General features: G+C 70.5%; 24 protein-coding genes. 18 read left to right on the top strand and 6 right to left on the bottom strand.

Annotation, left to right across the window (positions count from 1 at the left end; genetic code table 11):
- Nucleotides 1-22: 22 nt before the first annotated feature.
- The 5 genes from purS to truA form a co-directional block, all read right to left on the bottom strand.
- Nucleotides 23-280: a phosphoribosylformylglycinamidine synthase subunit PurS gene (gene purS, locus RN743_RS10360; protein WP_310779659.1), complete on the bottom strand. Its 258-nt coding sequence runs from the start codon at nucleotides 278-280 to the stop codon at nucleotides 23-25.
- Nucleotides 277-1230: a phosphoribosylaminoimidazolesuccinocarboxamide synthase gene (locus RN743_RS10355; protein ID WP_310779658.1), complete on the bottom strand. Its 954-nt coding sequence runs from the start codon at nucleotides 1228-1230 to the stop codon at nucleotides 277-279. Before RN743_RS10355 ends, purS begins: the two co-directional genes overlap by 4 nt.
- Nucleotides 1231-1315: 85 nt before the next feature.
- Nucleotides 1316-2746 carry an adenylosuccinate lyase gene (gene purB / locus RN743_RS10350; protein WP_310779657.1) on the bottom strand — a complete coding sequence of 477 codons (1431 nt, stop codon included), beginning with the start codon at nucleotides 2744-2746 and terminating at the stop codon, nucleotides 1316-1318.
- Between the two features lie 143 nt (nucleotides 2747-2889).
- Nucleotides 2890-4395 (bottom strand): trypsin-like peptidase domain-containing protein, encoded by a 1506-nt coding sequence (locus RN743_RS10345; protein WP_310779656.1) that lies wholly within the window; start codon nucleotides 4393-4395, stop codon nucleotides 2890-2892.
- Nucleotides 4396-4505: 110 nt separating this feature from the next.
- A complete protein-coding gene (gene truA / locus RN743_RS10340; protein ID WP_310779655.1) occupies nucleotides 4506-5324 on the bottom strand; it encodes a tRNA pseudouridine(38-40) synthase TruA in 819 nt (272 codons plus the stop codon).
- A gap of 80 nt (nucleotides 5325-5404) precedes the next feature.
- On the opposite strand from truA, the gene trpD reads away from it, so the two are divergent.
- From trpD to RN743_RS10320, 4 genes are all read left to right on the top strand, one after another.
- On the top strand, nucleotides 5405-6418 hold the full coding sequence (trpD, locus tag RN743_RS10335) for an anthranilate phosphoribosyltransferase (RefSeq protein ID WP_310779654.1): 1014 nt from the start codon (nucleotides 5405-5407) through the stop codon (nucleotides 6416-6418).
- A gap of 116 nt (nucleotides 6419-6534) precedes the next feature.
- On the top strand, nucleotides 6535-7020 hold the full coding sequence (locus RN743_RS10330) for a hypothetical protein (protein WP_310779653.1): 486 nt from the start codon (nucleotides 6535-6537) through the stop codon (nucleotides 7018-7020).
- Nucleotides 7021-7036: 16 nt separating this feature from the next.
- Nucleotides 7037-8245, top strand: coding sequence for a hypothetical protein (locus tag RN743_RS10325; protein ID WP_310779652.1), 1209 nt, complete (start codon nucleotides 7037-7039; stop codon nucleotides 8243-8245).
- Nucleotides 8246-8382: 137 nt separating this feature from the next.
- Entirely contained in the window at nucleotides 8383-9534 is a 1152-nt protein-coding gene (locus RN743_RS10320) for a carboxypeptidase-like regulatory domain-containing protein (RefSeq protein WP_310779651.1), read from the top strand.
- Between the two features lie 132 nt (nucleotides 9535-9666).
- Here the strand turns inward: RN743_RS10320 and lexA are convergent, their stop codons facing one another.
- Nucleotides 9667-10275, bottom strand: a complete 609-nt coding sequence (gene lexA, locus RN743_RS10315; RefSeq protein WP_310779650.1) for a transcriptional repressor LexA — start codon at nucleotides 10273-10275, stop codon at nucleotides 9667-9669.
- A gap of 170 nt (nucleotides 10276-10445) precedes the next feature.
- On the opposite strand from lexA, the gene trpC reads away from it, so the two are divergent.
- The 14 genes from trpC to RN743_RS10245 all read left to right on the top strand — a co-directional run bounded on the left by trpC (nucleotide 10446) and on the right by RN743_RS10245 (nucleotide 23127).
- Nucleotides 10446-11297: an indole-3-glycerol phosphate synthase TrpC gene (trpC, locus tag RN743_RS10310; RefSeq protein WP_310779649.1), complete on the top strand. Its 852-nt coding sequence runs from the start codon at nucleotides 10446-10448 to the stop codon at nucleotides 11295-11297.
- On the top strand, nucleotides 11294-11923 hold the full coding sequence (locus RN743_RS10305) for a phosphoribosylanthranilate isomerase (RefSeq protein ID WP_310779648.1): 630 nt from the start codon (nucleotides 11294-11296) through the stop codon (nucleotides 11921-11923). Before trpC ends, RN743_RS10305 begins: the two co-directional genes overlap by 4 nt.
- The gene (gene trpB / locus RN743_RS10300; protein ID WP_310779647.1) at nucleotides 11920-13182 is read left to right on the top strand and encodes a tryptophan synthase subunit beta; all 1263 of its coding nucleotides are present in this window, start codon (nucleotides 11920-11922) and stop codon (nucleotides 13180-13182) included. The genes RN743_RS10305 and trpB overlap by 4 nt, the downstream gene beginning before the upstream one ends.
- Before the next feature lie 2 nt (nucleotides 13183-13184).
- A complete protein-coding gene (locus tag RN743_RS10295) occupies nucleotides 13185-13403 on the top strand; it encodes a hypothetical protein (RefSeq protein ID WP_310779646.1) in 219 nt (72 codons plus the stop codon).
- A 138-nt stretch (nucleotides 13404-13541) separates the two neighbouring features.
- A complete protein-coding gene (locus tag RN743_RS10290) occupies nucleotides 13542-13730 on the top strand; it encodes a hypothetical protein (protein ID WP_310779645.1) in 189 nt (62 codons plus the stop codon).
- Nucleotides 13731-13741: 11 nt separating this feature from the next.
- Nucleotides 13742-14425, top strand: coding sequence for a VOC family protein (locus tag RN743_RS10285; protein WP_310779644.1), 684 nt, complete (start codon nucleotides 13742-13744; stop codon nucleotides 14423-14425).
- 41 nt (nucleotides 14426-14466) lie between these two features.
- Nucleotides 14467-15744 (top strand): amino acid ABC transporter substrate-binding protein, encoded by a 1278-nt coding sequence (locus RN743_RS10280; protein ID WP_310779643.1) that lies wholly within the window; start codon nucleotides 14467-14469, stop codon nucleotides 15742-15744.
- Nucleotides 15745-15754: 10 nt separating this feature from the next.
- Nucleotides 15755-16651, top strand: coding sequence for an arginase (rocF, locus tag RN743_RS10275; protein ID WP_310779642.1), 897 nt, complete (start codon nucleotides 15755-15757; stop codon nucleotides 16649-16651).
- A gap of 104 nt (nucleotides 16652-16755) precedes the next feature.
- Complete coding sequence (locus tag RN743_RS10270; protein WP_310779641.1) at nucleotides 16756-16977, top strand: YlcI/YnfO family protein; 222 nt, start codon at nucleotides 16756-16758, stop codon at nucleotides 16975-16977.
- A complete protein-coding gene (locus RN743_RS10265; RefSeq protein ID WP_310779640.1) occupies nucleotides 16955-17215 on the top strand; it encodes a type II toxin-antitoxin system RelE/ParE family toxin in 261 nt (86 codons plus the stop codon). The genes RN743_RS10270 and RN743_RS10265 overlap by 23 nt, the downstream gene beginning before the upstream one ends.
- 99 nt (nucleotides 17216-17314) lie before the next feature.
- The gene (locus RN743_RS10260; protein WP_310779639.1) at nucleotides 17315-19402 is read left to right on the top strand and encodes a S9 family peptidase; all 2088 of its coding nucleotides are present in this window, start codon (nucleotides 17315-17317) and stop codon (nucleotides 19400-19402) included.
- Nucleotides 19399-20244, top strand: coding sequence for a tryptophan synthase subunit alpha (gene trpA / locus RN743_RS10255; protein ID WP_310779638.1), 846 nt, complete (start codon nucleotides 19399-19401; stop codon nucleotides 20242-20244). The genes RN743_RS10260 and trpA overlap by 4 nt, the downstream gene beginning before the upstream one ends.
- Complete coding sequence (locus RN743_RS10250) at nucleotides 20241-22643, top strand: choice-of-anchor B family protein (RefSeq protein WP_310779637.1); 2403 nt, start codon at nucleotides 20241-20243, stop codon at nucleotides 22641-22643. The genes trpA and RN743_RS10250 overlap by 4 nt, the downstream gene beginning before the upstream one ends.
- Before the next feature lie 28 nt (nucleotides 22644-22671).
- Nucleotides 22672-23127 (top strand): CDGSH iron-sulfur domain-containing protein, encoded by a 456-nt coding sequence (locus RN743_RS10245; RefSeq protein ID WP_310779636.1) that lies wholly within the window; start codon nucleotides 22672-22674, stop codon nucleotides 23125-23127.
- Nucleotides 23128-23130: the final 3 nt, after the last annotated feature.

Here is a 23130-nt window from a genome sequence, read left to right as displayed (position 1 = left end):
CTTCATCCCCACCGTCATCCGTTCACCCCTCCCGCACGCGCACGACGTAGTCTTCGATGATCGGGTTCGCGATCAGTTGCTCGCACATCTTCTCCGTGGAGGCTCTGGCGGCCTCCGCCCCGTCGGCTTCGACCTCGAGACGGATCAGCCGCCCGGCGCGCACCGAGTGGATGCCCTCGTACCCGAGGTTCCCGAGCGCCCGGCGGATCGTCTCCCCCGCCGGATCGAGGATCCCCTCCCGCGGCGTGACCCGGACGTCCACGGACCAGACCCGGCTCATGCGGGCGCCTCGTAGAGTTCGTGGCCCGCGATGCGCCGGAAGGCCTCGAGGTAGCGCTCCGAGGTCGTGCGGATGACCTCCTCCGGGAGCGCCGGGGCCGGCGGCGTCTTGTCCCATTCCCCACGCCCGACGATCTCCTGCAGGTGGTCGCGCACGGGCTGCTTGTCGAGCGAGGGCTGGCCGCCTCCGATCCGGTACGAGGCGGCGGGCCAGAAGCGCGAGGAGTCGGGGGTCATCACCTCGTCGATGAGGATGGTGCGCCCGTCCGCCCCGCGCCCGAACTCGTATTTCGTGTCGGCGAGGATGATGCCCCGCTCGCGGAGCGTGTCGCGGCCCGCGGCGTAAAGCGCGAGGCTGATGTCGCGCAGTTCCTCCGCGAGTTCCGTTCCGACGATGTCGCACATCCGGTCGAACGTGATGTTCTCGTCGTGGAGACCCTGCTCGGCCTTCGTCGAGGGCGAGAAGATCGGTTCCGGATACTCCTCCGACTCCTGCAGCCCCTCGGGGAGGGGTTCGCCGGCCAGCGTCCCGTGGCGGCTGTACTCCTTCCACGCGGAGCCGGAGATGAAGCCGCGCACGATGCACTCGACGGGCAGGGGTTGCGCCTTCTCGACCAGCATGGCGCGGTGTCCCCACGTGTCGGCCGAGCCGGCGAGTTCCGGCACCGCCTCGGCGATGGCCGCCGGGTCGCTCGCGACGCGGTGGTTGCCCACGATGTCCGTCGTGCGGTCGAACCAGAACGCCGAGAGTTGCGTGAGCACGGCCCCCTTGTGGGGGATCGGGTTCGGGATCACGCAGTCGAAGGCGCTGATGCGGTCGCTGGCGACCATCAGGATGCGGTCGTCGAGGTCGTACATCGAGCGCACCTTCCCCTTGCGGAGAAGCGGCAGCGGGAGGTCGATGTCGTGCAGCGCGGCCGGCGCGCCGGCGCCGAGCGTGGTCTGTGTCATGGTGTCCTTTCGAGTGGCCCTGTGCATGAAACCGGCAGAGGGGTCACGGGTTCGGGTCCGGCCGCGTTCCCGCGGGAACGCCGCGTCATACGCGGACCTCCTCGGCGGGCCGCGGCGCGTCCGCGGCCTCGAACAGCGGGTCGATCCTCATGGTCAGGAAGCGCTCCACCTGGCGGGCGGAGCGGCCGACGAGCCGGTGCGGGTCGGCGAGCGCGTGGAGTTCCTCCATGCCGAGGCCGAAGGCGCCATCGGCGGCGATGCGCGCGAAGAAGTCGTTGTCCTCCGCGCCCTCGTCGAGCCGTTCGCGCGCGGCGAGGGCGTGCCCGCGCACCCGTTCGTGCAGGTCCTGCCGGTCGCCGCCCCGCCGCACGCCCGCGATGAGGATCTCCTCGGTGACCATGAACGGCAGGGCACGGCCCAGCCGGCGCGCCACGACGGCCGGGTGGACGACGAGTCCCGCGCTCACGTTGCGCGCGAGGATGAGGAGCGCGTCCGCCGACAGGTAGCCCTCCGGGAGCGAGATGCGGCGGTTCGCGGAGTCGTCGAGCGTGCGCTCGAACCACTGCACGGAGGCGGTCCACGAAGCGTCGAGTTCCAGCGTGCAGAGATGCCGCGCCAGCGCGCAGATCCGCTCGCTCCGCATGGGGTTGCGCTTGTAGGGCATCGCCGACGAGCCGATCTGGTGCTTCCCGAACGGCTCCTCGATCTCGCCGAACGCCTGCAGGATCCGGATGTCGTGCCCGAAACGCGCCGTCGAGGCGCCGATGCCGGCGAGCGCCGCGAGCGCCCGGTGGTCGACCTTCCGCGGATACGTCTGCCCGATGACATCGTACGTGCCGGCGAAGCCGAAGCGTGCCGCGAGCCGTTCGTTGAGCCGATCCACCTTCGCGCCGTCCCCGTCGAACAGTTCGAGGAACGTCGCCTCGGTCCCCGTCGTGCCCCGGGCGCCCCGGAAGCGGAGTTCCGCCCGCACGGCCTCGATCTGCTCGAGGTCGAAGAGGAGGTCCTGGAGCCACAGGCAGGCGCGCTTCCCGATCGTCGTCGGCTGGGCCGGCTGGAGGTGCGTGTAGCCGAGGGTCGGCTCGGTCGCCTGCGCGCGGGCGAAGGCGGCGAGGTCCTCGATCGTCCCCAGCAGCCGGTCGCGCACGATGTCGAGACCCTGCCGGTGCTGGATGAGGCCGTGGTTATCGCCCACGAAGGCGCTCGTCGCGCCGAGGTGGATGTACTTGCGGGCCTCCGGGGCGACCTCGCCGAAGTGATGCACATGCGCCATGACGTCGTGACGGAGGTCGCGCTCGATGACGGCGATGCGGTCGAGGTCGATCTGCTCCCGCGCCGCGTGCATCGCGACGATGGCGTCGTTGGGAATCTCGACGCCGAGCGCCCGTTCCTCCTCGGCAAGCGCAATCCACAGGTCGCGCCAGACGAGCGCCTGCATGCGAGGGGAGAAGATCGCCGCCATCTCGCTCGAAGCGTAGCGGTCGATGAGAGGATGTGGGTAGTGACGTTCCGCCATCAGAGGCGCAGTCCAATCCAGCCAGCGGCCCTCCCGGGGCGACCTCGGTCGCCGTAAGGTCGCAGTCTAGCCCATCGTCGTTGCGGAAAAAAGCCCCGGAGGCCGATTTCCGACGGCTCCGGCCCCGGCCGTGGGCCGCCGGATCAGCGCACGCGGAAGGGCTGGAGGTATCCGATCTCCGTCCCGCGGGCGATGTAGAGCTGCACCGTGCCGTCGCGGGACCGCGCGTAGTAATCGAAGAGTTCGCCCGCGTCCTCGGCGGAGCGCACCTCGTTGCGGTTGATGCTGAGGATGACGTCGCCCTCGCGGAGCCTCGTTCCGCGCGCCTCCTCGCCGACCGACGCGATGAGCGCGCCGGCCTCGACCCGGAGGTTGAGTTCCTGCTGGATCTGCGGCGTGACCGTGATCAGCCGGAGCCCCGCGAGCACCTCGATGCGCTCGGCCCGCCCGGTGGGCACCTCGTCCAGCCGGAAGCGCGCCTGGAGTTCACGTCCCCCCCTCTGGAAGGTCACGTCCACCGTCGATCCCACCCCGGAATCCACCAGCCCCACCTGCCAGTCGAGATCGTGGTTGATGACGCGCCCGTTGAGGGTCACGATCTCGTCCCCCGCCTGCAGTCCGGCATCGTCCGCCGGCGTCCCATCCAGGACCTCGACGACGAGCGGGCGGCCGAAGACGGACTCGGGGTCGGGCCGGTCGGTGAGCACCTGCAGTCCCGCCCAGGGCCGGCGCACGCGCCCGAACTGGAGGAGTTCCGAGGCGACGACGAGCGCCCGGTCGATGGGGATCGCGAAGCCCATCCCCTCCGACCCCCCCGAGCGCGAGAAGATCGAGCTGTTCACGCCGATGACGTCGCCGTCCGCGTTCGCGAGCGGACCGCCCGAGTTGCCCGGGTTGATCGACGCGTCGGTCTGGATCATGTCGGCGTAGAGCACCTCCTGGCCGCCAGGCGCCTGGATGTCGCGCCCCACGCCGCTGACCACGCCCGAGGTCACGGTCGCCTCGGTGTTGCGGAGGGCGTAGCCGGACGGGTTCCCCAGCGCCACCGCGGGCTCCCCGATGAGGAGGTTCGAGGACGCACCCAGCGGCGCCGCGGGCACCCGGCCCGGAGGCACCCGCACGACGGCGAGGTCGGTGAGTTCGTCGAAGCCGACCACTTCGGCCTCGAACCGCTGCCCGTCGCGGTCCACCACCTCGATGCGGTCCGCCCCGCTCACCACGTGCGCGTTCGTGATGATCGTGCCCGCGTCGTCGATCGCGAACCCGGAACCCAGGCCCGCCTCGACCCTGGAACGGCCGCCGCGGTTGAAGAAGCGGGTGAACATGTCCTGCGACTGAACGGTCCGCTCCGTCCGGAGGCTCACGACCGAGGGGAGCACGCGGACCGCGGCGATGACCGTGGGCGTCCGCCGGGCCCCCGAGATCTCGGCCAGCGACTGGGGCGCGGGCCGGTTCGCGGGGCCGGCCAGCGAGGTGCGGGCGAACGGGTTGTCCGCGGGCCGGCTCTCCTCCTCCGGCTGTCGCGGCGCGTTCCCCAGCGTGGTGACGAGCGCCCCCACCCCGAGGCCGGCGAAGATCAGGACCGTGGCCGCCACGACCACGCGCGCGGCCGCCAGCAGGATTCTCCTGACCCGATTTCCCTCGTTCATGGACTCCGATACCTCATGTCGCTCGTGACACGTTCAGGCCCGGTCGGCAAGCCGCCACACGCGCGGCGGCGACCCACACGATAACTGTACGCCAGACAACCCCCGAGGGTTCACCTTCGATGCCCCTCGGCCGGGAGCCACGGGATCCCGGGGCCGGCATTCCATTCGCCGCCGTAGCGCACGCCCGTCAGGTAGAGGCCGCCCGGCGGGGCGGGGAAGACCGGCCTCGATGCAGCTTCGCCCGCCAGCAGGCGTTCGAGGTCGTCGAACGGGCGGCGCTCCGCGGCGATCTCCACGGACGTCCCGACCAGGTAACGCACCATGTGGTGGAGGAAGCGGTCGGCGACAATCTCGAAGAAGAGGAAGGGAGGTCTGTCGAAGCGCCAGGCGGCGCTGGCGACCCGGCAGCGCGTCCCACGCTCGGGCTGCCCGGCGCGGGCGAAGCGCTCGAACGACCGTTCCCCGGGAATCGCCGCCGCCAGGCGGACGAGCGCGTCGCGGTCGAGCGGCCAGCGCGGGGTCCAGACGCGGTCGCGCAGGAACGGCCGCTTCCGGCCGCTGTCCGCGATCACGTAGCGGTATCGTCGTCCCTCCGCCTCGAAGCGCGGATGGAAATCGGGCGCCGCGTTCCTCACCCTCCGAACCGCGACATCGTCGGGGAGAATCGCCCCGAGCGCCCGGGCCAGTTCCTCCGGACTCCAGGCGGGGGGCGCGTCGAACGCGACCTCCTGCGCCGTCGCGTGAACCCCCGCGTCGGTGCGGCCCGCGAGGTCGATGCGCACGGGGCGGTCGAGGAGTTTCCCGAGCGCCTCCTCCACCTCGCGCTGGACGGTGCGCACCCCGGGCTGTAGTTGGGATCCGTGGAAGGAGGTCCCATCGTACTCGATCGTGGCCCGGAAACGGGCGGGAGGGGCGGTGGAATCCGACATGCGCGAAGATTAGCGACTTCCGGGCGACGAGGGGAAACCGATGAGGGGAAACCGATGAGGGGAAACGAGGAGGAATCGAGGTGACGAACACGATCCGGCGCGTCCTCTCCGGAGAGACCCTGGATGCCGCCGCCGCCGAAGCCACGTTCGACCGCTTCATGAGCGGCGAGGCCACCCAGGCCGAGATGGCCGCGCTCCTCGCCGCGCTCAGGATGCGCGGGGAAACGCCCGCCGAGGTGGCCGGCGGCGTCCGCGCGCTGCGGAAGGCCATGATCCCGCTCGCCCTCGACGACGACCGCATCATCGACACCTGCGGCACCGGCGGCGGCACGCTGACCACGTTCAACATCTCGACCGCGGCCGCCATCGTGGCTGCGGCGGGCGGCGTCCGCATCGCAAAGCACGGCAACCGCTCGTTCACCTCGAAGTGCGGCAGCGCCGACGTGCTGGAGATCCTCGGCGTGCCCATCGAGCTTCCTCCCGAGGACGAGAAGCGGATGTTCGAGGAAACCGGGTTCGTGTTCATGTTCGCCCCGGCCCACCACCCGGCTATGCGGCACGTGGGGCCCGTCCGCGCCGCGCTCGGCGTAACCACGATCATGAACCTCCTCGGCCCGCTCGCGAACCCGGCCGGCGTGCGGCGGCAGGTCGTCGGCGTCGCCCACCCCGATCTGCAGCGCCTCGTCGCCGACTCCCTCCTCGAACTCGGCCACGAGCGCGCGCTCGTCGTCCACGGCGAACCCGGCATGGACGAACTGAGCCCCCTCGGCCCGACCCGCGTCTTCCGCATCGAGAACGGGACGCTGTCCGAGTTCGAGGTCGCGCCGTCCGACTTCGGCTGGCCGGAGTACGCACCGTCCGACCTGGCGGGAGGCGAGCCGGAGGAGAACGCAGAACGGGTCCGTCGCGTGATCGACGGCCGCGAAGCCGGGGCCGGCCGCGCGGCCGTCGTCCTCAACGCCGCCGCCGCCTTCTGGGCCGCGGGCGCCGTGGACACCCTCGCCGCCGGCGTCGCCGCTGCCGAACAATCCATCGATTCGGGCTCCGCGGAGTCACAACTCCAATCCCTGCAATCGTTTCAACCGACGGCATAACCCCGCCGGAAGCGTCGGAGGAAAATCCGCACAGCGAAGTTTCGCCCACTCGGAACCTATTAGGAGTAGGGGGATGTGTATCCCCGTGCGATCACTTCGAGTGGTGAGGGGGTGGAATGATCTGGATTCTGGCGGATACGCGTAGCGACGCCGAGCGCATACGGCGGGCAGCCGGCGCCGCCGCTCACGTCGTCGACGGTGAGGGGGAACTCACCGCAGGCGACAACGGTGCCAGCAGCATCATCGTCGGCTGTGGGCTCCGGTCGCTGCGGGCACGAACGGAGCTGCTGGCGGATCTCGGACTGAGACGGCCCTGGGTTCCGGTGATCCTCGTGACGGATCGCGATGCTGACATCGCACGAGCGCTGATATTTTCACTCGACGGACGTTCGCTGGCACCGGAGGTGCCTGAGGCTCCCAACTTCGATGACCTCCGCGAAACAAGGCCGCTCGCCGCGATGTTCGCGTCCACGAAAGTCTCTGCAGTGCCGCCTCCCAACGCGCGGCCGAGGCGGGCTTACGACGGCGGGATCATCGCAAAATGGTATTCTCCCAACGATTTGCGCGCAGCGCGGGATGCGACGGCGCGCCTCCGGCTGTAGGAATCAACGAATGGGCATGCGTATGCGAGTGGCCAAGCGGTTTCTGAAAAGCATCCTCGTCGTTCCGCTGGCGCTCGCCTGCGCAGCTCCGGTGCCGGAAGGAGCGCCCTGGGAGGTGCCGGAGTGGACACTGCGGAGGACCGTCAGGATCGGAAGCGCCGACGATCCGATCTACGGGTTTTCGACCGTGGGCGACGTGCTGGCCGGCGAGAATAGGGTGTACGTCATTCTGCCCCAGGAGGGCAAGATTCGAGTGTTCACGCGGAGTGGAGAGTTCGTCCGCGACCTCGGTGCCGGCCAGGGCGTGGGCCCCGGCGAGTTAACGGCCCCGACAATGCTCGGCTGGGGCGGACCGGGGACCATCTGGGTCGGCGATCAGAGGCTGGGACGGTTCACGTTCTTCGATGTCGCATCCGGCGAAGCGGAGACGATTCCGTACCACGCCTATGTGTCGGACCTGCATGGAACGACAGGGTTTCAACCCCTGGTCCCGTTGTTCGATCTGCGCGCGGCGGCCATCCGGATTCCCTCGGGCACGGGAGCGGAGCGGGGGGCGTTTACGACTATGCCGCTGGTGGCGCTTGATACCGCCGGGAGGGTACGCGGCACGCTGGCAACGCTCGGGCGGGCCGTCCGCGTCGCAATCACCGCCGGTGCGGTGGACGACGGCGTGTTGCACCGCCGCCACCCTCTTGATCGCGGCGACACTTGGCAATTCGCGCGCGATGGCTCGGGTGCCGTGATCGTCCAAGGACGGAGTTGGACAGGTACGGGTCCGGCCGAGTACGGCGTGACGCGAGTGGATTCAGAGGGTGACACGCTGTTCCACCGTCGCATCGCATATGAGCCGCTCCCCGTGCCGAACGGATACTACGATCGCGATATCGAGGAGTCGCTGGATCTCCCCATCGTCGCCGACCGGCGGGAGTTCGCGGATGCCCTGCGCGAGTTCCTGGAGCGGGTCCGGTACTTTCCCCCGGTGACCAACCTTCAGATGGGAAGCGACGGCACCGTCTGGATCGCAGGGCCCGATGAAGCGGGAGAGCGGACTTGGCTCGTCTTGGAGCCCACGGGCGCGACCATCGGCCGGTTTCGGCTCCCCGCCGCATCTAGGGTGTCGGACGCCAACCGGACCGAGGCCTGGGTCGTGGAGAAGGATGCCCTCGACATCCCCTACGTTGCACGCTACGAGATCGTGTTAGACCGGCGGGAGGCCGGGGGCTGACCTCCATGCCGTTGGGTGCCGCCACCGTCGATTCGCTCGTGGCCTCGACGGAGGTCTGCTCGGGATCAGTGGGGCCTGTTCCGGGTAGTTGACTCAAGTGCGGGTTTCACGGATCTGCGTTTGAAGTGGAGGGTCCGATGCGCAACGACGCTGGCCGGATGGTGCGGGCGGGCTCGCTGGCTGCGTGGATGTTGGCGTTTGCGGTTACAGCTGGCGGCGGATCCCTCGCCGCGTTGCAGGAGGATGGCTGTGGCGGCCGCGAGTCGCTCGCGGTTGAGGTGCTCGACGATTCGGGGCTGGTGCCGATCCCGGGCGCGACGGTGGCGTTGCGCTGGACGGATGCGGAACGGCGACCGGTGCGGGAGCCGGTGGGCGCCGACGGACAGCTCGTACTCTGCGTTCCGCCGAACACGCTACAGGGCGTCCTGTGGGCCGAGTTCGGCGACGCGTCGAGCGAGGAGATGGCAGTGACCGTGGAGCCCGGAGCGGCAGTTACAGTCCAACTCCGCCTCTTGTTCGGGTCCACGGCCACGGGGCGGGTCATCGGGCAGGTTCGGGATGCGCGGAACGACCGGCCTGTTGCTGCGGCCGCGGTGTCCGTCCCGGGCCGGACGGAGGCGGCTCAGAGCAACAGCCGCGGGTATTTTGTGCTCAGCGCGCTGCCGGTGGGCGAACACGAGCTGTCGGTGCGGCATCTCGGCTACGCGCCCCTGGTCCATCGGGTGGCGGTCGAGCGGGGCGTCACGACCGAGGCCATGATCGGCTTGTCTCCGGACCCGGTGGTCCTGGCGCCTCTGGTCGCAGTCGCGACGAGGTCCCGGCGTCTGGAGATCTCGGGGTTCTACGAACGCAGAGAGTGGGGGGAACTCACGGGTGGCGGCGAGTTCTTCACCGTCGAGGACATCGAACGCCGCAACCCGCTTCGCATTTCGCACATGATCGCGGACGTGCCGGGCGTACGGCTGGGCAACTGCGGGGTACAGGCCCACGGCTGCCAGTTGTACGGCACGAGGGCATCGGCGGGCTTCGGCAACCAGGGCTGCAAGCTGAACATCTTCGTTGACGGCAACCTGGTCATTCGAGGGAGCGACGAGCGGTGGGCCGCCGAGGAGGTGCCCCCCGCGATCCTGCGCATGAGCCGCATGACCAGGGAGAATGAGACGATCAACGATTACGTCCTGCCGGCGGAGATCGAGGGGCTCGAGGTGTACACGGGTGCGGCCGTGCTCCCGGCGGAATTCTCCGGCTATGACGCCCGTTGTGGCGCCGTGGTGATCTGGACCAAATAGGCTTGTTGATTCCGGAGACGGGAACCTCCGCCCCGACGGTTTTTGGTGGGAGGTGGGTGGCCGTCGGGACGGGAACTCTCGGGGAGTCGAGAGCGGTCCTCCGTCAACTGCGGTGAGGGTTCTTCTCCGTCGTCAGTAGCGCCGGATCACTCCGATCACGACGCCCTGGATCGTGACCTGCGAGGGGTGCAGGTAGATCGGCGTGAGCGCCGGGTTTGCGGGCTGGAGCCGGATCCGGCCCTGCTCCAGGTAGATCTTCTTCATGGTGGCGTTCTCGCCATCGACGAGCGCGATCACCATTTCGCCGTTGTGCGCGGTCTCGCGCGACTGGACGATGACGTAGTCGCCGTCTCGGATCTGTTCGTCGATCATCGAATCGCCGCGCACTCGGAGCACATAGTGCTCGCTCAGTGAGCCCGCGATCATGTCTTCGGGAACGGAGACCGTCTCCTGCTCCTGGATGACCTCTATCGGCTGGCCGGCCGCCACGTTGCCGTACAGCGGCAGCTCGACCGCGGCGACCTGGAGCTTTCCTTCCACCAGTTCGACGGACCGACTTTCATTGTAGTTTTTTCGGATATACCCCTTCGCCTGCAGGTTCTGGAGATGTTCGTGCACCGTCGCGAGCGAGCGGTAGCCGAACTCCTCCGCGATCTCCTCGAAGCTCGGGGAATACCCGCGGAACCGTATGAAGCCCTCGAGGAAATCCAGCATCTCGCGCTGTCGCTTCGTAAGCGCCATCGTTATTCGCTCCGCTCGCGCTTCCGCACTGCGCGGCCCGCCGTCTCTTGCGCCGGGCCGAACGGTTACCGAAATCTACCCGAACATGCACCGAAGCGCAACCTTCCACCCGAACCGGCGCGGCCGCCGGGGTTTTGCGGCGGGATAGCGGCGGTCGCAGCTTGGCGCCCATGGCACACGACACGATTCTCGAAGAGATCCTCGCGGCGAAGCGGGAAGAGGTCGCGCGGCTCCAGTTGTTCCGGAGCGCGATTCGCGGGCAGGCCGATGAAGCCCCGCCCCCCCGCGGCTTCGAGGCGTCTCTGCGGCGGCCTGGGGAAGTCTCCGTCGTCGCCGAGTTCAAGCGGCGCTCTCCCTCCGCGGGCGACATCAACCCGTACGCCCAGGCCGCGGGCGTGGCGAGCGTGTACGCCTCCGCGGGGGCGGCCGCGATTTCGGTCCTCACGGACGAGCGCTACTTCGGCGGCTCGCTGGACGACCTGAGGTCCGCGAAGGACGCTGTGGGAGTGCCCGTCCTCCGCAAGGACTTCACGCTGGATCCCGTCCAGTTGTACGAGGCGCGAGCCGCGGGTGCGGATGCGGTGCTGCTCATCGTGCGCGCGCTCGGCGACGCCCGGTTGCGTGAACTGCTCGAAATCGCGGGCGAACTCGGCCTCGGGGCGCTCGTGGAGGCGCACGACGAGGAGGAGGTGGCGCGGGCGCTCGAAGCCGGGGCCCGGATCCTCGGCGTCAACGCGCGGGACCTCGCGACCTTCGAGGTGGATCTCGAGCGCTCGCTGCGCCTGATCGAGGAGCTTCCGGCCGACGTCGCGGCCGTGGCGGAGAGCGGGATCCGGTCCGCGGAGGACGCGGCGGCGGCGGGCTCCGCGGGGGCGGACGCGGTGCTGGTCGGCGGCTGGCTGATGGCGGGCGACCCGGCGGCGGGCGTCGAGGCGCTCGTCGGCCACCCGCAGCGGCCCCGGAGCGGCCGGATGCAGCCGGCGGGCGCCGACGCGGCGGGCGACAGCGACGGCGCGCCGTGAGCCGGGTCAGAGTGAAGATCTGCGGTCTCCGGGAGCCGGGACACGCCACGGTGACGTCCCGCGCCGGCGCGGACTACGTGGGCGTCGTGTTCGCGGGCCGGGTGAGGGAAATCACGGCCGGGGAAGCCGCCGGGGTCGTGGCGGCGCTCGAGGGCGGCACGCGCGCCGTGGGCGTGTTCGTGGACGCGGGCCCGGCGGAGATCCTCGTCAAACGGGACATCGCGGAGTTCCACATCGCCCAGCTCGCCGGCTCGGAGCCGCCCGAAGTCTGCGACCGCCTGCGGGACGAGGGACTGGATGTCTGGAAGGGTCTCCGGCCCACGTCGAGCGACGCTCTGGTCCGGGGGTGGGACGAGTACCGGGAGGCGGCGGACGCGATCCTCCTGGAGGGGTTCTCGCCGCGCGGACCCGGAGGCACCGGGACGGCCTTCCCGTACGAGTGGCTGGCGGGGCTGGAGCGGGACGGGTGTCGGCTCGCGCTCGCGGGTGGGCTGAACGCGGACAACGTGGCGCGCGCCATCCGCGACGTGCGTCCCGATATCGTCGATGTCTCGTCGGGCGTCGAGCGGGCCCCCGGGGAGAAGTCGGTCGACCTCATCCTCGAATTCCTGGCGGCCGCAAAATGAGCAGCCGCGAAATGAGCGGCCGCCAACTGAGCAGCCCGGCCCCCGGCTGGTTCGGCGATTTCGGCGGGCAGTTCGTGCCCGAGACGCTGATCCCGGCGCTCGACGAGCTCACCGCGGCCTGGGCGGAGGCGCGCGACGATCCCTCCTTCCTGGAGGCGCTCGAGGCCAGCCTCGCCCATTACGTGGGCCGGCCCACGCCGCTCTACCGGGCGCCGCGACTCGGGGCGGATCTCGGGCTCGACCTGTGGCTGAAGCGCGAGGACCTCAACCACACGGGCGCCCACAAGATCAACAACACGCTCGGCCAGTCGCTGCTCGCGAAGCGCATGAACAAGGCCCGGATCATCGCCGAGACCGGGGCGGGCCAGCACGGCGTGGCGACGGCCACCGCCTGCGCGGCGCTCGACTTCGAGTGCGCCGTCTACATGGGCGAGGAGGACATGCGCCGGCAGGCGCTCAACGTCGAGCGCATGGAGATGCTGGCCGCCGAGGTCATCCCCGTCTCCAGCGGGAGCCGGACGCTGAAGGACGCGACGAACGAGGCGATCCGCGACTGGGTCACGAACGTGGACACGACGCACTACATCATCGGCTCCGTCGTCGGCCCGGCGCCCTATCCCGAACTCGTACGCGACTTCCAGCGCGTCATCGGCGACGAGACGGTCCGGCAACTCGCCGACCATGCCGTGGAGCCGGATGCCGTGTTCGCCTGCGTGGGCGGCGGCTCCAACGCGATCGGCATCTTCGCCCCCTTCATCGAGCGCAACCGCGAGGTCGCGGCGGAGGCGCGGGTCGCCCTCGTCGGCGTGGAGGCGGCGGGGCACGGCGTCGAGACCGGCCGGCACTCTGCCTCGCTCACGGCGGGCGAGCCCGGGGTGCTTCACGGCAACTACAGCTACCTGCTCCAGGACGAAGACGGGCAGGTGATCCCCGCCCATTCCGTCTCCGCCGGCCTCGACTACCCCGGCGTCGGCCCGGAGCACTCGTGGCTCAAGGAGACGGGACAGGTCCGCTACGAATCGGTGACGGATGAGGAGGCCCTCGCGGCCTTCGCGGACCTGTGCCGGCTCGAGGGGCTGATCCCCGCGCTCGAGAGCGCCCACGCGCTGGCGGGCCTGCGGCGGGAAGCCGCGCGCTGGGCGGGGAGCCGCGTCGTCATCTGTCTCAGCGGCCGGGGCGACAAGGACGTGGAGGAAGTCGCCCGCATCCTGGCGGCGGGTGGCGAACCCGGCCTCGAACCCGGCGCTGGCGGGCGCTGACCGTGGCCTTCATCGACTACCCGGATCCGGCGGGGATTCCCGAGGAGGACCGCGTCGCGGACGATGACAACATCATCCGCATTCACGGCGTCCATAGCCGCGTCATCCGGCTCCACTACGACCTCTACCGCGAACTGATGTACGGACCGGGGCCGCTGACCCGGATCCAGCGGGAGATGATCGCGGTCGTCGTGTCGGGCCTCAACGCCTGCCGCTACTGAATTGTCCATCACGGAGAGGGTCTCCGTCGTCTGCTCGACGCGGCCAACGCCGGCGGTTCCAGCGAGGAGAACGAACGCCTCATCGCCGCCCTCGCAACGGACCAAGCGGCGGCCGAACTGGACGAGGCCGACCGGGCGATGCTCGACTACGCCGCGCGGTTGACGCTCGACCCGGGCGGCGAGCACGGATCCGCGGTCGACGGATTGAAGGCGCACGGCTTCGATGACCGCGCGATCCACGATATCTGCGCGGTCACCGCCTACTATGCGTTCGTGAACCGGATCGCCGACGGGCTCGGCGTCGAACTCGAAGACGAGGGAGGCTGACGGAAGTGGCCATGCTCCCGCCGACACCGCCTCGGGGCGCACCCGGTATGCCGGGCGCCCCCGCCGTTCCCGCGAATCTCGACCATCTGCTGCTGGGCACCGCCGACCTCGAGGAAGGGGTGGCGTGGGTGGCCGAGCGGCTCGGCGTCGAAGCCCCGTTCGGCGGCCGCCACGGGAACCTCGGCACCGCGAACCACCTCCTCTCGCTCGGGGGCGACATCTATCTCGAGATCCTCGGTCCGGACCCCGAAGCGCCGCCCCGGGACGAGCCGCTCCCGTTCGGGATCGAGGGACTCGCCGAGCCGAGGCTCGTCACGTGGGCGGCCCGCGGGACCGACCTCGCGGCGCTCGTCGCGCGGGCCTCGGGCCGGGGCGTGCCGCTGGGCCCGGTGCGGCCCGGCTCCCGGCTGCGGCCGGACGGCAGCGAACTGAGCTGGGAGATCACGGCCTTCGCCGCCGTCCTGCACGACGGTCTCGTACCTTTCTTCATCGACTGGGGAACGACGCCGCACCCGGCCCGCGCGACGCCGCCGGGCGGGCGGCTGATCTCGTTCCGGGCCGAACATCCGGACCCCGCCGCGGTACGATCCACCCTCGAGTCGCTGAACCTGGCGCTCGAAGTGGACGAGGGGCCGGAGCCCGCGCTCGTGGCGAGGATCCGTACCCTGGACGGCGACGACGTGGAGCTGCGCTAGCAGAACTGTCTTCAAGTTTCGAGGCGATATTCATGGGACTCATGAGCGATACACATCGGGCACATCGCGGCGGTCGCACGATCGGCCTGGCCGCAGGCTTCCTGACACTGGCCCTGGCCGCGGCCGGGTGCGTGGACGACCCGGCGGACCCCACGGGGCCGGAGCCGGGCTCGGATGGGACGCCGATCACGTTGGCGGCGGCCATCTCCGAGACCGGGCGGCACGGCGTGGAGGGGATCGAAGTCGTGCGCGGGTATCGTCTCGCCGTTGAGATCCTCAACGAGAAGGGCGGCATCCGCGGCCGGCCGGTGCAGCTGGAGATTCGCGATGACGGGAGCGACGCGCAGGCGAGCGCGCGCCTGTACGCGGAACTCATCGCCTCCGGCACGGTCCATGCCCTGCTGGGACCCTACAGCAGCCCGATCACGGAAACCGTCCTGGCCGTGAACGAGGCCGCGGGCATGCCGATGGTCGCGCCGATGGCGGCGGCGCCCTCGATCTGGTCCGAGCGGCAGCGGCAATGGAGCGTCCAGTTGCTGACGCCGGGACCGGCCTACCTGCAGGGTTCCGTCGAGGTGGCCGTGTTCGGCGGGGCCCGGACCGCGGCGATCGTGTACGAAAACAGTTCGTTTCCGGCATCGGTGGTCGAGGGCGTGCGCGAAGCGGTCCGCCGCCACGGACTGGAGATCGTGCTGGACCAGTCCTATGAGGTGGGAGCCGCCGACCACGAGGCGATCGCCACCGCGGCCCGGGACGCCGGCGCGGACCTCTTCATCGGCGGCGGCTACACGGCCGACGCCGCCGGCTTCGCCACCGCGGCGCCCGTCGTGGGCTACAGGCCGGTCCTCATGAGCCTGATCATCGGGCCGGGTCAGCAGCACTTCGTCGAGGACGTAGGGCAGGCCGCGCGGTGCGTCGCCGGCAACTCGCCCTGGCACCCGGCCCTCGAGACGTCCGGGTTCATCGCGGACAACGCCACCTTCGTCAGCCGCTACCAGGCGGCGCACGGCACGACACCGGGCTACCACGCGGCGGGCGGTTTCGCGGCCGTGGAACTCATGGCCGAAGGACTCGACCAGACGCTCTCCGGGCCGGGCGGACCCAACCGCGGCGCGCTCCGCGACTTCCTGTTCTCGGCCCGGACCGGGACCATCGCGGGTCCGTACGAGGTCTCCCCCCTCGGCGACGCGGAGGCCGGGGCCCAGCGAGCGCTCAAGGGGTTGCAGGTCCAGTGGCAGGACGACGGCGCCGGCGGGCTCGCCCTCCGGATCGTTCATCCGTGGGCCGCCGCCAACGCCACCCCCTGCTACACGCGCTGATCGCGGCCCGGTGGACATCGCGCTGATCTCCGTCTCCATCGACCTCGGCGCCGGACGCCGGGGCGTGGACATGGGTCCTTCCGCTCTGCGCATCGCCGGGATCAGCCGGGAGATCGAAGCCATCGGCCACCGCATCGTCGAACTGGGCACCGTGACGGCCGGCGGGCTGGAGACCACCGACGCAGGCGAGCACGAGTTGCGCTTTCTGGACGAGATCGTCCACGTCGCGGAGGAGACGCGGAGGCTCGCGCGCGAAGGGTTGGCCCGGGGCTGCACGCCGCTCGTGCTCGGCGGAGACCATTCGCTCTCGATCGGATCGGTGGCGGCGGTCGCCGACCACCACCGGTCCCGGGGGGCGTCCATCGGCGTCATCTGGGTGGACGCCCACGCCGACATGAACCGCCCCGGCACCACGCCCACCGGCAACATCCACGGGATGTCGCTCGCGGTGCTGCTGGGGCACGGGGAGCCGCAACTGACCCGCGGCGCGGCGAGCGTCGCGCCCGAAAACGTGAGCGTCCTGGGCGCGCGGTCGCTGGACGCCGGCGAAAAGCGGCTCGTCCGGGAGCTCGGCGTCCGCGTGTTCACGATGTCGGAGATCGACGAGCGCGGCGTGGGGGCCTGCATGGACGAGGCCGTGGAGCGCGCCGGCGCCGGCACGTCCGGGTTCCACCTCTCGTTCGACGTCGACGCGCTCGACCCGCGGATCGCCCCCGGCGTGGGGACGCCGGTGCGCGGCGGCCTTACCTACCGCGAAGGGCACCTGGTGTGCGAGAAGGCCGCGCACTCGGGAAAGCTGCTGAGCCTCGAACTCGTCGAGCTCAACCCCATCCTCGACCACCGCAACCAGACCGCCGAACTCGGAGTCGGCCTCGTCGCCTCCGCCCTCGGCGCCGCAATCCTCTAGCGTCGTCTCCTTGCCGGGGATGCGGCAGTGACATTACTATGACTGCAGTGACATTCATTGACATTGCATCGATGTACGTGAGAGACATCGGAGAGACCAGCACCATGGATCAGATCACCGCGCGCGTCCCGCACGAGATGGTCGAAGCGCTGGATGCCGCGGCGTCAACGCTGAGGCGCAGCCGGGCCGACGTGGTTCGCCAGGCCCTGGAGCGATATCTGGAAGACTTCGATGACCTGACGGCTGCCGTGGAGCGGTTGCGTGACCCCAGCGACCCGGTACTCGACTGGGATGAGGTCAGGGGTGGCCTACTCCGTTCGGATTAAGCGGAGCGCGGTCAAGGCGCTTGGCCGGATTCCGAAGCACGACCGCGTGCGCATCGTGGACGCCATCGACGGACTGGCGGAGCATCCCCACGCGGGCAGTTCCCTGAAGGGAGGCCTGCGCGGGCTTCGGCGCATCCGGGTCGGCGGCTACCGCGTGGTGTACGAGGTGCAGGACGCGACGCTCGTCGTTCTCGTCGTACGCGTCGCACACCGCGGAACCGTCTACCGTCCGCTCTGACCGACCTCTACCGTCGGCTTCCGGCTGGCCGCCGCTCGGCTCATCTCCGATAATTCCAGGTCTGACCACGGGCCGCCCAAGAAGCCGAAGGAGCGAAGGATGAAGACGAAGTTCGGAAGCGCCGTCCTGCTGACAGCCATCGCCGCCGGAGCGCTCGCCGCGGACGCGGCGGCCCAGACCCGCCGGCTGTCCCTCGACCACTACATGGACATGGAGTCGGTCTCCAACCCCCGGATCTCGCCGGACGGGTCGAGGATCGTTTACACCCGCGGGTGGGTGGACAAGGTCAACGACCGCCGCGAGTCGTCCCTCTACATGATGAACGCGGACGGCAGCCGGAAGCGGGCGCTCCTCGAGGGCGGCGGGGCGCGCTGGTCGCCCGACGGCACGCGCATCCTGTACACGGCGGCGGGCGAGCCCTCCGGGAGCCAGATCTTCGTGCGCTGGATGGATGAGGAGGGCGCCACGACACAGGTCACGCGCCTCGAGAACGGCCCCTCCTCGCCCCTCTGGTCGCCCGACGGAGAGTGGATCGCCTTCACGAGCCGGGTGAACGACCGCGCGGACTTCGCCGGCGTCGATCTTCCGTCGCGGCCGGATGGGGCGACGTGGACCACGGGCCCGAAGATCGTGGAGCGCGCCGGCTACAAGCGCGACCGCCAGGGGTACGTCGACACCGGCTGGACGCACGTGTTCGTCGTCCCCGCCGACGGGGGCTCCGCCCGCCAGCTCACGACGGGGGACTGGAACCACGGCGGGATCGCCTGGAGCCCCGACGGGACCGAGATCTACTTCTCCTCGTACCGCGTCCCCGACTGGGACCGGCCCGAGCACTGGCAGGAGTCGGAGATCTACGCGGTCTCCGTGGCCTCCGGCGAGATTCGCCAGCTCACCGACCGGCGCGGCTCCGACGCGGGCCCCGTTCCCTCGCCCGACGGCCGCCTCATCGCGTACAGCGCCGGGGACGAGCACCGCGACACCTACCGGAACGGCAGAATCCACGTCATGAACCGGGACGGATCCGGCTCGCGGCTCATCTCCGGGGACTATGACCGGCAGTCCGGCGGCTTCCAGTGGGCGCCCGACGGGAGCGGCCTCTACTTCAACGTGAACCGGGAAGGGTACCGGCAGCTCCACTTCGTCTCCGTCGACGGCGGCGTCACGCAGCTTACGGAGGGGGCGCATCTCTTCTCCCTCACCTCCTTCTCGGACGACGGCACGGCGGTCGGCACGATCTCCACGGACCACGAGCCCGGCGACCTCTACCGCTTCTCCCTGTCGGACCCGGGCCGGACCACCCGCCTCACGGAGGTCAACGCGGACGTGCTCCACGGCGTGACTCTCGGCGAGGTGGAGGAGGTCTGGTACGAGTCGACGGACGGCTTCCGGATCCAGGGCTGGATCGTGAAGCCGCCCGACTTCGACCCGAACCGCGAGTATCCGCTGATGCTCGCGATCCACGGCGGGCCGCACGCGATGTACAACGGCGGGTTCAACTTCGCCTTCCAGGAACACGCCTCGAACGACTACGTCGTCCTCTATACGAACCCGCGGGGAAGCACGGGATACGGGACGGAGTTCGCGAACGCGATCAACCACGACTATCCGGGCGCGGACTTTCCCGACCTCATGGGCGGGGTCGACGAGATGCTGCGGCGCGGCTACGTGGACGAGGACAACCTGTTCGTGTACGGGTGCTCGGGCGGCGGCATCCTCACCTCGTACATCGTCGGGAACACGGACCGCTTCCGGGCCGCCTCGGCGAACTGTCCCATCGTGAACTGGATGTCGGCGATGGGGACGTCGGACGCCATCGCCTATCTGCGCACCTTCGAGCAGCCTTTCTGGGAGGACCCGGAGGAGTGGATGGACCGGTCTTCGATCTTCTACGTCGGGAACGTGACGACGCCGACGATGCTGATGACGGGGGAGATGGATCTGCGGACGCCGATGGGTCAGACGGAGGAGTTCTACCAGGCGCTGCACTACGAGGGCGTGCCGACGGTCATGGTGCGCTTCCAGGGGGAGTGGCACGGGACGAGTTCGCGCCCGTCGAACTTCCTGCGCACGCAGCTCTACCTGAGGAAGTGGTTCGAGCAGTGGGGGACGCACCGGCCGGCCGTGACGACGGAGGAGGACGCGGAGGACGCGGAGGGTGCAGAGGACGCGGAGGACAACGGCTCTTGAGCGTTCCCCGCGGCGCCATGCCCGCCACGGCCCCCGTCGCCCGCGCCGGATCGCGCATCGGGGGCGCGTTCGAGGGGCGGGAAGCGGGGGCGGCGTTCATCCCCTTTCTGTCCAGCGGGTTTCCGGGACCGGGGGACACGCCGCGACTGCTGGAGCGGCTGGCGGCGGACGGCGCGGACATCATCGAACTCGGGATCCCGTTCAGCGACCCGCTCGCGGACGGGCCCACGATCCAGGCCGCGAGCTGGCGGGCGCTGGAGCAGGGCGTCACGGTCGAGTCCACGCTCGACCAGCTGGCCGGGATCTCGGCCGATCTGCCGCCGGTCGTCGTCTTCTCCTACCTGAATCCGATTCTTCGCATGGGAGTGGAGCGCTTCCTGGCGCGGGCGGAGGCCGCGGGGGCTGCGGGACTCCTCGTCACCGACCTCCCCGTGGGTTCGCACCCGGCGCTGGAGCGGCGGCTGGCCGCCGGGTCGCTCGACCTCATCCCGCTCGCGGCCCCCACCACGCCGCGGGCCCGCCTCGAGACGATCCTCGGCCACGCCTCGGGGTTCCTGTACTACATTTCCCGCCTCGGCGTCACGGGCGCGCGGAAGGCGCTCGACGCCTCGCTTGAGGACCAGGTGAGAGGGCTCCGGAAGATGGTGCGGCTGCCGGTGGCGGTGGGGTTCGGGATCTCGACGCCGGAGCAGGCCGCCGCGGTCGCGGGCATGGCCGACGGGGTCGTCGTCGGATCCGCGCTCATCGCAGCTTTGGGCCGCGGCGAGACCGCCTTCGCGGAGCTGTCCGCCGCCCTCGCCGCCGCCGTACACGAGAACGATTCCTGGAGGAAGGCAGAATGATGGCTCGCTCGCGACACCTCGCAGTGGTTGCGCTGCTCGCGTGCGCCGCGACCGTACCGGTGGCGGGGCAGGATGGGTTCGGGGCGGCGGTATGGGCGCCGGCGGCGGACGAGATCCTCGTCCTCAAGCCGGAGTTCGGCCGGGGGGCCGCCTCGGTGCTCGTGTTCGGGAAGGGCGACTCCGGCTGGTCGCAGATCCAGGAGGTGTGGTCGGCGGGCTCGCTGCTCGGGGAGTCGTTCGGCCGCACGCTGGCGCCGGTGGAGGGCGGATTCCTCGCGGCGAGCGGGGATCCGCAGGTGATGATCGGCGCGTACGGGTTCGCGCGCGGGGCGGACGGGGCCTGGGCGGAGTCGGGTGCCCTGCCGCTGCGGGACGAAGCCGCCGCGGCCCCCGAAGAGATGAGCATGGGCAGGGTGATGGCGATCCTGCAGCCGCCGGCGCGCGTCGTCGCGGCGGACGGGGATGTGGCGCTCGTCTCGGCGCCGGGCGGGCAGGGCGCCGGCACCGAGGTGCGGGTCTACGCGCGCGGGGCGGACGGCGCGTGGAGCGACGCGGGCACGCTGGAGGCCGGAGACCTGCGGGCGAACGCCCGGTTCGGGGCGGCGCTGGCGATCCGCGGCGGGCTCGCGGCGGTCGGGGCGCCGGGGCAGGGAGGTTCGGGCACCGTGTACGTGTTCGTGCGCGGGGCCGGCGGGGGGTGGACTCGTGAGGCGGCGCTCGAGGCGCCCGCGCTGAGCGGGGGCGCCGGGCTGGGCTCCAGCGTGCTCTTCACCGGGGACGACGAACTCGCCGTGGGCGCGCCCTCCGCGGATGGGTCGGTCGGCCGCGTGGTGCTCTTCGCCCGCGGGGCGGGGGGCGGCTGGGCCGAGACGGCGACACTGCGGCCCGGGGACCCGGGGCCCGGCCAGCGCTTCGGGACCGCGCTCGCCGCCGCCGCGGACGAACTCATCGTCGGGGCGCCCGGCGCGGACGACGGCCGGGGCCGGGTGGACGCCTTCACCCGCGCGGATGCGGGCGACGAATGGCGCGCCGCGCACGCGTTCGCGCCCCGGGAGACGGGCCTCGTGGCCGGCTTCGGTGCGGCCCTCGCCCTTCGCCCCGGCCTTGCCGTGGTCGGCAGCCCGGAATCCGAGGGCAGCGCGGGGCTTGCGGCCGTCTACGAGGCGGCGGAGGACGGCGCCTGGTCGGGGCCGGTCTGGCTGCGGCCCGGGACACCGCCCGTCGCCGTGACGTCGGCCGAGGTGCGCTGCGAGGACGACCGCGCGGCCGGCTTCGACTGCGCGGATGTGGACCTTCAAGCGTATCTGCCGCTCGCCTCGATCGGCGCCGAACCCGGGGAGCGCGTGAGCGACGCGTGGGGCTGGACGGACCCCGAGACGGGCCGCGAGTACGGCCTCGTCGGCCGTTCGGGCGGGGCCGCGATCGTGGACGTCACTGACGCCGTCAACCCCGTGTATCTCGGCGTCATCCCTGCGAACCGCAGCGGCGCCCGCGACCTCAAGGTCTACGCCGACCACCTCTTCTTCACGGGGGACGGGGCCGGCGCCCACGGCCTCGTCGTCTTCGACCTCACCCGCCTGCGCGACGTGGCGAATCCCCCCGTGGAGTTCGCGCCCGACCTCCGCTGGGACGAAATCGGCAGCGCCCACAACCTCATCATCGACACCGGCGCGGGCACCGCCTTCACCGTCTCCACGAGCGGGGATGGGCACACCTGCGGCGGCGGCCTCGTGATGATCGACATCAGCCAGCCGCTGGCGCCCGAGTTCGCCGGCTGCTACACGGACACCGAGGGGCTCATCTTCCAGGGGCGGACGCACGACGCGCAGTGCCTCGTGTACGACGGGCCCGACACGGACTACCGGGGCCGGGAGCTGTGCTTCGCATCGAACGAGACCGCGCTCCGGATCGTCGACGTCACGGACAAGGCGAACCCGCGCCCGATCTCGGCCGCCGCGTACCCCGGCGTCGCGTACATTCACCAGGGGTGGCTGAGCGACGACCGGCGCTACTTTTTCCTCGACGACGAACTCGACGAACTCGTCGGCACCACGGACCGGACGAAGACAATCGTGTGGGATGTGACCGACCTTGATGACCCCGTCGTGATCGCGGACTACTACGGACCGAACAACGCGACGGACCACAACCTCTACGTGAAGGGCGACCGGATGTACCAGGCCAACTACCAGGCCGGCTTCCGCGTCATCGACATCAGCGACCCCGAGAACCTGCGGGAGGTCGGGCACTTCGACACCACGCCGTACGGGGCCGATCCTCCCGGCTTCAACGGGGCATGGACCGCGTTCCCCTACTTCGAGAGCGGGACCGTGCTCGTGACGAGCATGCTCGAGGGCGTATTCCTCCTCAAACCGAGGCGAACCGAACTCGTCCCCTGAAGGTGGACCCAACAGCGACGGAGATCGGATGACGGCAAACGGATGCATCGTTCACTGCGGCGGCGACGGCCCGCTGCTCGTTCGGAGCCCGCTGCGCGTTCTAACGGCGGGAGCGGAAGACGGGATCGCGAAGCCGAAGGCCGCGCTGTGCCGCTGCGGGCAGTCGGCGAACAAGCCGTTCTGTGACGGGGCGCACCGCGACATCGAGTTCCGGGCCTCCGGGCCGATCGACACGAGCCGCGCGGCGTCGGAATCGGAGTCGGCGTCTGGGGCGCCGTCCGGCGAGGAGGCCGGGGAAGCGGTCGTCACGGCGCACGCGAACGGTCCGCTGCACTTCGATGGCGTCGTGGAGATCAGCGGGGAAGGGCACGAGGGGTCCGCGGTCTTCCGGCAGCCCTGGCTCTGCCGCTGCGGCGCGTCGAGCAACAAGCCGTTCTGCGACGGGTCCCACAAGGAGATCGGGTTCGAGGCGGAGGGACTCTGAGGC

Origin of the sequence: Candidatus Palauibacter scopulicola (assembly GCF_947581915.1) — a bacterium.
Classification (GTDB): domain Bacteria; phylum Gemmatimonadota; class Gemmatimonadetes; order Palauibacterales; family Palauibacteraceae; genus Palauibacter; species Palauibacter scopulicola.
The sequence above is the reverse complement of the archived record's forward strand: the minus strand, read 5'-3'. Positions and strand labels throughout refer to the sequence as shown.

What these genes read in the sequence shown, in the direction of transcription:
- purB (WP_310779657.1), bottom strand. Translation starts at nt 2,746, where the DNA reads ATGGCGGAACGTCACTACCCACATCCTCTCATCGACCGCTACGCTTCG.
- RN743_RS10250 (WP_310779637.1), top strand. Translation starts at nt 20,241, where the DNA reads ATGATGGCTCGCTCGCGACACCTCGCAGTGGTTGCGCTGCTCGCGTGC.
- RN743_RS10245 (WP_310779636.1), top strand. Translation starts at nt 22,672, where the DNA reads ATGACGGCAAACGGATGCATCGTTCACTGCGGCGGCGACGGCCCGCTG.
- RN743_RS10325 (WP_310779652.1), top strand. Translation starts at nt 7,037, where the DNA reads ATGCGTATGCGAGTGGCCAAGCGGTTTCTGAAAAGCATCCTCGTCGTT.
- truA (WP_310779655.1), bottom strand. Translation starts at nt 5,324, where the DNA reads ATGTCGGATTCCACCGCCCCTCCCGCCCGTTTCCGGGCCACGATCGAG.
- purS (WP_310779659.1), bottom strand. Translation starts at nt 280, where the DNA reads ATGAGCCGGGTCTGGTCCGTGGACGTCCGGGTCACGCCGCGGGAGGGG.
- RN743_RS10270 (WP_310779641.1), top strand. Translation starts at nt 16,756, where the DNA reads ATGGATCAGATCACCGCGCGCGTCCCGCACGAGATGGTCGAAGCGCTG.
- RN743_RS10355 (WP_310779658.1), bottom strand. Translation starts at nt 1,230, where the DNA reads ATGACACAGACCACGCTCGGCGCCGGCGCGCCGGCCGCGCTGCACGAC.
- trpC (WP_310779649.1), top strand. Translation starts at nt 10,446, where the DNA reads ATGGCACACGACACGATTCTCGAAGAGATCCTCGCGGCGAAGCGGGAA.
- RN743_RS10260 (WP_310779639.1), top strand. Translation starts at nt 17,315, where the DNA reads ATGAAGACGAAGTTCGGAAGCGCCGTCCTGCTGACAGCCATCGCCGCC.
- RN743_RS10345 (WP_310779656.1), bottom strand. Translation starts at nt 4,395, where the DNA reads ATGAACGAGGGAAATCGGGTCAGGAGAATCCTGCTGGCGGCCGCGCGC.
- RN743_RS10280 (WP_310779643.1), top strand. Translation starts at nt 14,467, where the DNA reads ATGAGCGATACACATCGGGCACATCGCGGCGGTCGCACGATCGGCCTG.
- RN743_RS10330 (WP_310779653.1), top strand. Translation starts at nt 6,535, where the DNA reads ATGATCTGGATTCTGGCGGATACGCGTAGCGACGCCGAGCGCATACGG.
- RN743_RS10320 (WP_310779651.1), top strand. Translation starts at nt 8,383, where the DNA reads ATGCGCAACGACGCTGGCCGGATGGTGCGGGCGGGCTCGCTGGCTGCG.
- lexA (WP_310779650.1), bottom strand. Translation starts at nt 10,275, where the DNA reads ATGGCGCTTACGAAGCGACAGCGCGAGATGCTGGATTTCCTCGAGGGC.
- trpB (WP_310779647.1), top strand. Translation starts at nt 11,920, where the DNA reads ATGAGCAGCCGCGAAATGAGCGGCCGCCAACTGAGCAGCCCGGCCCCC.
- RN743_RS10285 (WP_310779644.1), top strand. Translation starts at nt 13,742, where the DNA reads ATGCTCCCGCCGACACCGCCTCGGGGCGCACCCGGTATGCCGGGCGCC.
- RN743_RS10290 (WP_310779645.1), top strand. Translation starts at nt 13,542, where the DNA reads ATGCTCGACTACGCCGCGCGGTTGACGCTCGACCCGGGCGGCGAGCAC.